Consider the following 12,616-nt stretch of genomic DNA (forward strand, 5'->3'; position numbering starts at 1 on the left):
ACAAAGCCCCCATGTGAGCATCGGGTCATGTGTGCCGAAACATCGGCGCAGAAAGAGCTCCGTCACGCAGTTCGGGCGATTTGGGCGCATTCAGATCACCCAGAGAGCCAAGACCGCCGTGGATATCTGACGGTTCCTCCGCATGGCAGCCCTGAACGTGACGTCACTGCCGTACCGAGGCGCGATCGCCGCAAAGATAGGCGTGCAGCGCCTGCATGCATACATCTGCGTTGCTGTTGTCCGTCTTCTCGCTCGGGACGACGGTGAGATCGGCCTGGCGGTAATGCGGGGTGCGCGTCTCGACCATATCGTTGAAGGTCTTATGTGGGTTGTCGGTCTGCAGCAATGGGCGGCTCTTATCCTTTGCGAGGCGCCTCCAAATCTGGCCCTTGTCGGTGTCGAGCCAGATCGAGACCGCATTTTTGCCGATCAGGTCCCGGGTCTCCTCACGCATGAGCGAGCCGCCACCGGTCGCAAGCACTACGGGCCCTTTCTCGAGCGATTGCGCAATCATCGCCGCCTCATGATCCCTGAACCACCGCTCGCCTTTTGTCGCGAAAATCTCCGATATCGACATGCGGGTCACCTTCTCAATGTGTTTGTCCGGATCGATGAAAGGCAGCCCCAGTCGTTTCGCGAGCCGCGGTCCGATGGTGGATTTGCCGGCCGCCGGAAGGCCTACGAGCACGATCGGTCGCACGCCCAGGGCGCCAAGAATCTCTGTTGCCATCGGGGAGTGCGCCGTGCGTCTCGGCTGGGTCACTTGCAACCGGCGAGTTAGGCTAGCACCAAGTGTACTATCCGCGTCGGCTTCCCAGTGGGGGATCTCTATGGCCCCGTCGGGAATGACAACCCTGTCGCAGGCCTGTCGCACGCGCTCCAAGAGTTGCCCGGCTATGGACTGATCCAAGGGCTCCCGGCTCTCTCGCTGCAGCCTTTGCAGCTTCTGCAGCTCCTTGTACATGTCGTGATTGTCGAGCTTGGCCTTGTAGCTGTCCGCTGTGTGGAACTCCGCCTCGAAGCGGTAGCCGCCCGGTGTAGCGAACACAGTCTTGATGCCGACAAAGGTCGGCGATCGCGTCCTGAACGAGTTGATCGTTCTGACCTCAGCATAGCCGCTCTCGTCGAAGACGAGATTGGCTTTCTTGAAGGCACGTGTAAAATCCCTGGCGGAGAATTCGAAGACGTGGCGTACAGCGTTGCTGACCAGCTGGGTGCTGGTCTCAAACGGGACCTGCATGCCGATCAGCTGGTCTGTGAGCGACATTTCCGATCTCAAACGCCGAGCGAAGTGGGGCATCTTCACCTCGATGTCCGCTCTCCTGAGGGCTTCGGCAACCGAGACTGCCGTCTGGGTGATGTCCTTCTCTTCGGCTTGAGCGCGGGAAGCCTCCATTTGGGCGCGCTGTGCGGCCTGCTCGCGAGTCAATGTGAATGTGGCGGCGGAATCGTCGGCAGCAAGCCCTCGGACCGAGGACTCAGGCAGAATGCCCTGCTCGGCAGCGAGTTTGATCGAGGCTTGCATGACCGAAGCCGCCAGCGTCGGATTATCCTTGAGATCCTCCAATGTCGCATCGACATCGAACCGACCCTGGTGGAGGGTAGCCGCCATGGTCTTGGTGTAGGGCACCGATTTCAACCCCGGTGTCTGTTGCAGCAGGTGCTGAAGAAACCGGCTCTTGATCATAAAGATGTGGGCGCCAGTGTCGGATTTATAGGCGTCCGTTCCGACCTTGATGCCGAGGCTCAAGAGATTGTTTGCGCTTTGCACGAGGTCGTGCGGATTGTAACCATCCGGTCGTGGGTCGAGGCGCGTCGGGTAACGGTCGAGGAGAAGCTGGACGCGGTCGCGTGGCTGAGCCGTCGCCGGATAGGTCTCGGCCAGCTCGGGAAACAGCTGGTGGAGCGGTTGGCTCATTGCGAGCTGTGCCTCGCTCACATTGCCGGCTGTTTCGGGCGGGACTTGCGCGTGCTGCGTGGCGGCCCACGCCTCGAGCTCGGCGAGGAGCAACGCGGCGATCTCGCGTGCGACCGGATGGTCTGCCAGCTCGAGCTCTCGCCGCGCGTTCTCGAGCTTGTCCCGGATGTCCTGAGCATTGACCTGTTCCTGCTCCAACAGACCACGGATGTCTCGCTTGAGCTCATGGTGAATGCCTTCGTACATGCCGAAGATGGCACGCTCGGCAAACCACTGTCGGGCTTCATGGGATTGAGCCAGAAAGCCTAGCTGCAGGCCGGTATAAACTTCCAGAACATTCTGCGTGGCGGCAACGATCTGGCTGGCACGACTGAACTTGTAGCGACCGTCCTCAATCGCGGGAGTATGCGACTTTGGCGGCTTGAACGAACGAAATCCGCGAGCTTGCTCCTCTTGATAGAACTGCCGAACATGCTCGTAGAGCTGCGGCCGGTCGGCGACGATGACGAGGCTGTCCCCATCGAAGTCGCCGTCAAGCTTCTTTTGCTCCGCTGGCGGCACGGCAACCACCGACCCCGGGGCGAACATCTCGGTCGCCTGCAGGATGCCGACGCAGTCGACCGCTGTGTCTGCCTTCGCGCGGTCTTTGCCCTTAGTCCAGCTCGAATGGCACTTGACGTCCTCGGTCGACATCACGAGCCCCCGGTCGGCGAAGTCGGCCGGCCATATCTCATCCGGCACCACGATCAGAAGTCCTTTGGCAAAGAAAGTCGGATCGTCGGCTGCCAAGTCCTCTCCCGACTTCTGGGCGACATTGAAACTGTACTGCATGGTCACGCATTGATCGAGGAACGCCGCAGTCGGGTCCCCATCAGCGGCCGACCTGACCAGGTCGGGCGCGAACGGACAGATGTTGGGCTTGTCATAAGGCGTTCGCCCGATCAGCACGCCACCACCGTTCAAGGTCTCGCTCTTGAGCGTCCCCACATGGAGGCAGCCATCAGCGGACGGGACAGCGACTGCGCCCGGACCATTGATGTTTGCCGCCGTCACGGTGCGAAAGAGCTCCTCGGACGACAGCTTTTGCTCTTCTCGGCTCTTAAGCCAGCTCCAGGCCTTCTCGCGCGCCTCATCCGCCACTTGCTGGCTGCCGGGATAATGTTGCAAGGCCGAGACTGGCAGAGGTGATTTCCTTCCCTCACCATAGGCAGGCAGTCGGTCAGGCCCTTCCCGCTCGCCGGCGCGGCGAACCGCTGGCATAAGGTTGGCCAGCGAGGCTCTGATGAAGCCGCAGCCGTCATGCGGTCGCAATGCAATCCAGCCGTCCGGCCCCCGCAGCTTGAAAGGATGCTCCTCATTGGCAGCGCGGTCCGGCAGCAGCGCCAGTTTGAAGGCGCCTTCCAGCGCGTAGTCGTGAGGTGATAGACCTTTGATCGCAGGAGGCGCCGCAAAACCTCTGCGCTGCGTGTAATAATAGGCCTCTTTGAAGGGGGCCCAGGCGCGCGACAGCTGCTCGAAGGCCGTGCCCGGTGCGGTTTCGGCATAGGGAATCGCCAGCAGCTTTCCCCCGGAAGGCCTTGCAAGCTCGCCCGGAGCGCGGGCCGCAACCTGAGCCACGCTCAATCGCGGCGGCTTTAACTTGCTGCCGCCGAACAGGTCCATGCGGTATGGTACACCATTGACGCTCATCGTCCGCGCCAGCATGAAGGCGCTCGGAGGTGCTGGCAGTTGCACCGCGACCACGGGCACGGCCCCCGAGGTCAGGCGATGAAAAATTGAATACCGTCTCTCCGGCTCCGTGGCCACCGGCCGCCCCTGCATGTCCACCACCGGCAACTGCATCAGTCCCGCGTCACCCTGCGGAGAACGTGGCGCGTGGTCCATGGCTCGCAAGACCTGGTGCACGTCGAAGACCGACGCAGTATGTTGCGCCTGGATCGCCGCTGCATCCTGCTTCATAAACAAGTCCAGCACATCCACTGGATTGTCTGCCTCGATCTGCGCGATCAAATTCCAGCTCATGCTGGAAAGATCGCCTTGAATCAAGTCGCGTACGCCGGCCAGGATCTCTCTGGTCCCATGCTGCAGCTCTTGCTGCCTGATCCGTAAATCGGGCTTGTTGCCCTCGACATACGGTGGCCTGAACAATCGCGCCAGGACCGCGCGGGCCTTGAGCGTCTGATAGATCGACAAAGCGGGGCAGCGGCTCGCAAGCGGCCCACGGGTCCGCTCGGCATCGCTTGCGTTCAGATGCGCCTCGATCTTGTGCTCGATCACGGGTTGGAGGTCGTTGAGCAGGCCGAGGGTCTGCCTGCGGTGCCAGCGCAGCGGCCTCTGCGGGCTGCGCGCCAGCGGCAGCAGAGCAGCACACAGGTTACCCATAGTTTCCAGATCGTTCTGGATTGTGAAATCAGGGGCTTGACGCAATTCCGCGAGCCGATTCAAGCCTGTCCGTGCGAGCATGCCGAAATCATCAGCCAGCCGAGCCTTACCCAGTCCCTTGAAAATAGTTGCGATGTGCAGAACGTCCGCCTGCTTTAGGCGATCATCGTCATAATGCAGGTAGTGGGCGAGCTTGTGCAATCGATCCTTCGACAGAGCGGCGTCCGCAATGTCCCCACTGTCCTCCGCGCTCATGATCGTTCGCGACAGAGCATTGGCGAGCATGCTCAGCTCAGACGTGGTGAATGCACCGAATCGTTGCCCTCGCGCGCCCAACCCGCGCGCGATGTCCATCGTGGCCTGCCGGCACGCCGGCTCTTCCGACCACTTAGTGAACCCGTTCATCAAGGTCGCCACGTGCTGCGGAGCAAAGTCAGAGAGCTGGCGCCGACGGACCTCGTTGGCAATCGCAACTGTGGCTTGCTGAGATACCAGCTCTTCCGGCCACTTGCTGAAACCGTTCACCAGATTAGCCAATCCCTGCGGGGCAAAATCAGAGAGTTCGTTGCGGCGGAGGATCTCCCCCGCGATCGCAAACGTGGCATCACGTGAGTCCGGCGATTCCGGCCACTTGCTGAGACCGTTCACCAGGTTCGCCAGTCCCTGCGGAGCAAAGTCAGAGAGCTGGCGTCGACGCACCTCGTTGGCGACCGCAACTGTGGCTTGCTGAGGTGCCACCTCTTCCGGCCACTTGCTGAAACCGTTCACCAGATTAGCCAATCCCTGCGGGGCAAAATCAGAGAGTTCGTTGCGGCGGAGGATCTCACCCGCGATCGCAAACGTGGCATCGCGTGAGTCCGGCGATTCCGGCCACTTGCTGAACCCGTTCACCAGGTTCGCTAGTCCCTGCGGAGCAAAGTCAGAGAGCTGGCGCCGAAGGACCTCCCGTGCGATTGCGATGCCGGCGTCGCGACAGTCCGCCGTTTCCAGCCATTTACTGAAGCCGTTGACCAAATTGGCCAGGTGCTGGTGAGTAAAGTCACAGAGCCGGGCTTCGCGGCGGAGGACCTCATGCGCGATTGCGACTGTGGCTTGCTGAGATGCCGTCGCTTCCGGCCACTTGCTGAAACCATTTACCAGATTGGCCAGTTCGTGCGGAGCAAAATCGCGGAGCTGGCGCCGACGGATATCCCCCGCGATTGCGACCGTCGCCTCGCGACAATCCGCCTCTTCCGGCCATTTGCTGAAACCGTTCACCAGGTTCACCAGGTCCTGATGATTAAAATCAGAGAGCCCGAACTCGCCGCGCCGGGCGCGGCGACAGACCTCATCGGCGATGGCGACTGTGGCTTGGCGAGACGCCGCCTCTCCCGGCCACTTGCTGAACCCATTCACCAATGTCGCCAGTGCCTGCTGAGTAAGATGAGAGAGCTGGTCGTCGCGGCGAAAGACCTCAGCTGCGATTGCAACCGCGGCGTCGCGACAGACCGCCTCATCCGGCCACTTGCTGAAACCGTTCACCAGATTAGCCCGCTGCTGGTGAGTAAGCTCACCGAGCCGGGCGCCGCGGCGAAGGATCTCACCCGCGATCGCTCCGGTGGCTTGGCGAGACCATTCCTCTTCCGGCCATTTGCCGAAACCGTTGACCAGACTAGCCAACTGCCGGTGAGTAAAGTCACCGAGCCGGGCGCCGCGGCGGAGGACCTCGCCCGCGATCGCAAACGTGGCATCGCGAGTGTCCGGCGATTCCGGCCACTTGCTGAAACCGTTCACCAGATTAGCCAATTGCTGGTGGTTAAAATCACAGAGGTGGGCGCCGCGGCGAATGACCTCGTTGGCGATCGCGACTGCGGCTTGGCGAAGGGCCGCCTCTTCCGGCCACTTGCTGAACCCGGCCACCAGATTAGCCAGCTCCTGGTGCGTAAAATCAGAAAGCTCGCGCCGACGGATCTCGCCCGCAATCACGACCGTCGCCACGCGACAATCCACCTCATCCGGCCATTTGCTGAAACCGTTCGCCAGATTAGCCAAGTGCCGGTGGTTAAAATCAGAGAGGTGGGCGCCGCGGCGAAGGACCTCGTTGGCGATCGCGACTGTGGCTTGGCGAAGGGCCGCCTCTTCCGGCCATTTGCTGAACCCGTTCATCAGGTTCGCTAGTCCCTGCGGAGCAAAATCAGAGAGCTGGCGCCGAAGGACCTCCCGTGCGATTGCGACGCTGGCGTCGCGACAGTCCGCCGTCTCCAGCCACTTACTGAAGCCGTTAACCAGATTAGCCAGGTGCTGGTGAGTAAAGTCACAGAGCCGGGCTTCGCGGCGGAGGACCTCATGCGCGATTGCGACTGTGGCTTGCTGAGATGCCGCTGCTTCCGGCCGCTTGCTGAAACCATTTACCAGATTGGCCAGTTCGTGCGGAGCAAAATCGGAGAGCTGGCGCCGACGGATCTCCCCCGCGATTGCGACCGTCGCCTCGCGACAATCCGCCCCGTCCGGCCATTTGCTGAAACCGTTCACCAGATTAGCCAAGTGCGGGTGAGTAAACTCACCGAGCCGGCCGCGGCGAAGGACCTCATGCGCGATCGCGTCTGCGGCTTGCTGATATCCCGCCTCTTCCGGCCATTTGCTGAAACCGTTCACCAGGTTCACCAGGTCCTGATGATTAAAATCAGAGAGCCCGAACTCGCCGCGCCGGGCGCGGCGACGGACCTCATCGGCGATGGCGACTGTGGCTTGGCGAGACGCCGCCTCTCCCGGCCACTTGCTGAACCCATTCACCAATGTCGCCAGTGCCTGGTGAGTAGGATGAGAGAGCTGGTCGTCGCGGCGAACGACCTCAGCTGCGACTGCAACCGCGGCGTCGCGACAGACCGCCTCATCCGGCCACTTGCTGAAACCGTTCACCAGATTAGCCAGGTGCTGGTGAGTAAAGTCACCGAGCCGGGCGCTGCGGCGAAGAACCTCACCCGCGATCGCTCCGGTGGCTTGGCGAGACCATTCCTCTTCCGGCCATTTGCCGAAACCGTTGACCAGACTAGCCAACTGCTGGTGAGTAAAGTCACCAAGCCGGGCGCCGCGGCGGAGGACCTCGTTTGCTATCGCGACTGTGACTTGCAAAGACGCCGCCTCCTCCGGCCACTTGCTGAAGCCGTTCACCAGGTTCGCCAGCTCCTGGTGACTAAAATCTGAGAGCCCGACGTTGGTGTGGGCGCGGCGAAGCACCTCACCGGCGATCGCGACCGTGGCTTGGCGAGACGCCGCCTCTTCCGGCCACTTGCTGAAACCGTTCACCAATGTCGCCAGCGCCGGCCGAGCAAGATGAGAGAGCCGGTCGTCGCGGTGAAAGACCTCACCGGCGATTGCGACCGCGGCGCAGCGACAGTCCACCTGTTGTGGCCACTTGCTGAAACCATTCACCAGGTTCGTCAGGTTCTGGTCAGTAAAATCAGAGAATTGGGCGCGGCGTCGAATGACCTCGCTGGCGATCGCAACTGTGGCTTGGTGATAATTCGCATCGTCCGGGCATTTGCTAAGACCGTTCACCAAGTTCGCCAGGTCCTGCGGCGTAAAATGAGAGAGCCCTTGCTCACGGGCGCGGCGAGAGAGTTCTATGGCGATTTGGACCGTGGCCTGGCGATAGACCGCCTCCTGCGGCCATTTACTAAAACCGTTCACTAGGTTCGCGAGGTCCTGGTGATTACAATCAGAGAGCCCGAACCCGCTGTCGGCGGTGCGGCGACCAACCTCTGCGGCAATTGCTTCAGTGGCTTTGCGCGACCACTCCTCTTCCGGCCATTTTGTGAAGCTGTTTACTAGGTTCGCCAGCTCTTGCTGACTAAATTCAGAAAGCCCGACACGGCGGTCACGACGGAGGACCTCACCGGCGACAGCGCCTGCGGCTTCGCGAGACGCCGCCTCTTCCGGCCACTTGCTGAAGCCGTTCACCAGGTTCGCCAGTTCCTGGTGAGTGAAGTCAGACAGCCGGTCACGGCGGAGGATCTCACCCGCGATCGTGGCTGTGGCTTGGCAAAAGACATCCTCTTCCGGGCACTTACCAAAACCGTTCACCAGGTTTGCCAAGTCCAGGTGATTAAAAGCAGGGAGCCCGAAGTCGCTGCGAGTGCGGCGAAGGACCTCACCGGCGATCGCGACCATAGCGTCACGACAGTCGGCTGCTTCGGGCCATTTGCTGAACCCGTTCACCAAATTAGCCAACTCCTGGTGATTAAAGTCAGAAAGCCGAAGACGGCGGTGGGCGCGGCGCCGGACTTCACGGGCGATGGCTTCCGTGCCCTGACGAGTTTCCGCCCGCTGTGGCCACTTGCTGAAACCATTTGCCAGCAACGATAGACTTTGACTATTCAGCGCCCCAAGTGCCCCGTGTTCATCCCGGCAAAATTCGGCGATTCTGATCGTTCCATTGCGGCATGTCTTCGACTGCGGGTGCCGACCGAATGATACCGCAAAGAGCGAAAGAGCTTTGGGTTCGATTTCGCGCATTGACGCACCATCAAGCTGCGACACCCGAGCTGCCATCGCTTTGCAAGCTTCGATACCGTCCTGACCTCCGGCCTCGCGACTCACCGCGTTGCATGCCGTGGCATAGCCCCACGACTTCCCGCGGCGAATATCGTCCTCGAAGCGTGCAACGAATTGACTTCCGAACCGGGCGGCGGCCTTTTGCATGAAGGCTGCATGACCCCCATCGCTCGCCCCCGCCAGCCGCCTGTCATACTCCACCACTGCACGCGAGAAGCCAACGATGTCACGGGCGAAATAAATCGCGTGTAGAGCTGCATTGGATTGTTGTTCTGAGATTGCATTGCTCTGCGTGGCGACACCCTCCATGCGCCGCCTTTTTGGTCCGGCCCCCCGGTCGGACACCGTATCCCTGTGCGAGAGTGCGTCTGTTTGCGAGCTTGCGGGCGCTCGACCGGCGCGCCATGATTCGCCGCCAGAACGCGGTGGGCCTTCTTGCCGAGTTGGCGCGCCACGATGACGCCTATGAGATCGCTCCGAGCTACCGCTACCGATGTTCTGCGCGGCAACATCCTCGACGCGCAGCCTTTTCTGTCCCCGATCCAAGTCGGATACGGATTGCCTGTGCGAGGAAGGGGCGCCTTGTTGTGAGCTCCTGGACTCATCGGCACGACGGCCCTCGGCACCGGAACGCGACGAACTTTCCTCCCAGGCTGGCGCGCTAGGATGCGGCAAATAGCGAAAACCGGCTTGGCCGTCACGCGTATCGAGGAGAGCATCGGCTGACGTGCGGGGCAGGACATCGCTGGCCGAAGGGGCCCTTTCAGCGGAGGACGCCCCTGGATCTCGATCTTCAGGGCCCAAGCCCTGCACGATAGAACTAAACGTCGTGCCATCTTGTTCATCGTCAAGATCAGGTTCAGTTCGGGACCAGCGCGCACCTGATCCGCTGAGCGCATTCCCGCGCCGGTCAACTCCCGTCAAAATTCACCTCCCATGCAAGCGGGAATGCGCCAAGTACAACGTTTGGCGCTTGCCCTGCCGCCGCGGCGGCCTCAACGACTTTGCTTTGGCACCTCAGAGCGGAGCTCCTTACGCCGTGTCAAGACGCGACTAGCCACAGCCGGCAAGCGCGGATCGTCATTTTTCGCACAAGTGTGTGCACCCCAGCATCAAACATGCCTCCGCTCCTCACCTGAGATGAACCCCACCTGCGCACGGCCGAGCAGCGTCTCGGACACATTGATCAGCATCGGGGCAACGTCCTTGCAGACCACCGCTCCCTCACGACGCACCGAGATCGACGAAATCTCCAACATCACATCGGTTGGACTGCTCGGTGTCATTCCAGTCAAAAATGCAGCTGGGCGACTCACTTTCGACCCGGGACGATCGACGCTTGTTGACACCTCGTTTCGTCCTTCTTCATGCGGCTAGCATGCGACACCTACACCCTCGACCTTATCGAAAGGCAACATCCACATGCGCTCGCCCTGCGAGGTGGTTACAGAAGCGCAGGCACGCCTGGCACCCGCAGGATGTCAAGACTTCTAAGGTCAGATGCAGTGCACCTGAGCAGTCCACACACATTGCTATCGCAATCACAATAAGGGCTGTTGCATAGCGATGTGCACAGCAAGCCCAACCCACTCGTCGCTCATGCTTAACCAACTCTCTGTTAAGCCGCCTATCCTTGTTAAGCCGCCTATCCTTCAGTATTTTTCTTTGCAAACGCGTCATCATCCTGTTTGCGGGTAAACGCTGCGACGCACTTACGCTTTGACGGCAGTGAGCGCGCGCTATTGCGCGCCCCGCCCTCATAGTAGAGGCACCACGGAAGCACCGCTCCGCCACGGCAACGCGCTGGTTTCCGACACCAACGCACAAGGGAAACGCCACACACTCAGGTAGCGGAGTGCGCTTTGGAGCTTGAGACATTCGCAATGTTAGCACCCGCCACGCGGCTTCTGGCCGAAGTTCTGATCCTACTTCAGAAATCCTACCACCTGACGTAACGCGCGATTCAAGCCCCTTGAGCACTGGGTAAGTAAGAATATGCTCGGGGGCCACGGCGCCGCTCCGGGATGTTTCAGGACCCCCTCGCAAGACATGAAGGCGACTGACCCTCCCAGCACAACGTGCAGCGGCCGTTTTCGCCTCGGACGCAACTTATCATGCCTGAGCTAAGATCGCTGACCCGCATGATTTCCCATTTGGGCACCGGCTTGAGGGTAAGCGTTTCCGACAATGCGCTGACGGCGGCGTCGAGCGCCTGCCGCTCGATGACGTTCGGATCGACCGCTCTGGGCCCCAGATGCGCATATTTTCGCGCTGTGAATCGGTAGGATCGCCAATGGCTTCGAGGTAGTTGGCGCAGCCGGTCGGCCCTCCGACATCCTCCGGAGGGCACCGGCCGATGGCATCAAGCAATAGCGGAAGACCGCCTGTCGGCGTGTTGTCGAACCATTTTTCGAGCTTGATCGCACGATCCCAGCCCTCGCCGAAGTCGTAGAGGTAGTGGATCGTCTTGGCGCCGGTCTCGCGAACGATATCGGAGAGGCGCGCTTTGCGGGCATCGATGGGTTGGGGGCCAAAATCACCATCGAGATCGGGGATGCCCCAATGTCCTTCGCCAGCGTGGAACTCGAAGTGATGACTATCGCTGATTGCCGACGTCTTCATCTCACCTATCCGATATATCGCGAGCGTCCTCACCATCTTGTCTATGACGGCGCTTGGCCTCGGCGTGGATCTTCGCGTAATCGGGCAAGTCGGAGCCTGGGTGACGGCGGCCGTAACCTTGTCGCTGATCTTTCTGATATCAGTCAGCTTCTGTATCGTTCCAAACGTGCTAACCTAGCGCTGGATGGATCGGCCGCTTGTAATCGCGCCGCTCAATTCGAAACAAATGTCGATCTGGCTGCCTTTACGGATCCCGATATAAACCGATGCACCTCCCTCACGCGTCGCGTCTCGTGCATGTCGGGATGAGACGTTATCCAATAGTTTCGCACGAAGCGAACCTCTGGCAGCAAGCGCCGCAATTCAGGATATCGCTGCGCCGCATAGTCGTGGAGAATGCCAACGCCATGGCCGGCGCGCACCGCCTCCATTTGTGCGACCACGCTGCCGCACTCGTATCTGCGTGCCATGAGACGGCCGAGAACGGAGGCGTAGTCCAGCGCGCGACTGTAAGCAAAATCCTCGACATGCGTTACGAACAGGCGGCCAGCCAACTCGGCCTGACTGGCGATCGATCCATCGCGCTCGAGATAGCTCTCTGCAGCGTAGACGCTCAGCGTGTAGTCTGTCAGCTTTGACAGGATAAGCCGCCCCTGTTTGGGACGATCCAACGTAATCGCAATGTCAGCCTCGCGCCGGGACAGTGAAAAGACCCGGGGCAACGGAACGAGTTGGACCACCAGCTTCGAATGGCTCGCCGCGAGCGCTCCGAGGCGGTCAGCGAGAAAGTAGTTGCCGAGGCCGTCGGGGGCACCGACGCGCACAGTGCCAGTGATCGCCTCCGTGGCGCCTCCAATGCTGGAGCCGACCCGAAGGAACTCGCTCTCGGCGCGCTCGGCGGCAGCGACTAAGGCTTCCCCCGCTGCGGTCAGAGTGCAGCCAGATGTGTGTCGGTCGAGCAGCCTGGCGTTCAGGCTCCGCTCCAGCGCCGTGAGCTGTCGCGCTACCGTCGCATGATTTAGCCGCAGGCTTTTCGACGCCTTCAGGATCTATCCCGCTCTTGCGACCTCAAGGAATATCCGAACTCGTTCCCAATCCATCGACTACGATTTCTGCACAACGGAGCCGCGAGTTCGGCCGTTGAGATGCAATTTTATGCGC

3 protein-coding genes are annotated in these 12,616 nt (G+C 60.9%); all 3 read right to left on the reverse strand.

What is annotated here, in order from left to right; all coding sequences use genetic code 11:
* Nucleotides 1-163: 163 nt before the first annotated feature.
* Nucleotides 164-9,142 (reverse strand): shikimate kinase, encoded by an 8,979-nt coding sequence (locus AAFG07_RS30895; RefSeq protein WP_342723523.1) that lies wholly within the window; start codon nucleotides 9,140-9,142, stop codon nucleotides 164-166.
* A 1,803-nt stretch (nucleotides 9,143-10,945) separates the two neighbouring features.
* Nucleotides 10,946-11,455, reverse strand: coding sequence for a plasmid pRiA4b ORF-3 family protein (locus tag AAFG07_RS30900; protein ID WP_342723524.1), 510 nt, complete (start codon nucleotides 11,453-11,455; stop codon nucleotides 10,946-10,948).
* Between the two features lie 212 nt (nucleotides 11,456-11,667).
* Entirely contained in the window at nucleotides 11,668-12,504 is an 837-nt protein-coding gene (locus AAFG07_RS30905; protein WP_342729288.1) for a LysR family transcriptional regulator, read from the reverse strand.
* Between the last annotated feature and the right edge of the window lie 112 nt (nucleotides 12,505-12,616).

Source organism: Bradyrhizobium sp. B097 (genome assembly GCF_038957035.1).
Classification (GTDB): Bacteria; Pseudomonadota; Alphaproteobacteria; order Rhizobiales; family Xanthobacteraceae; genus Bradyrhizobium.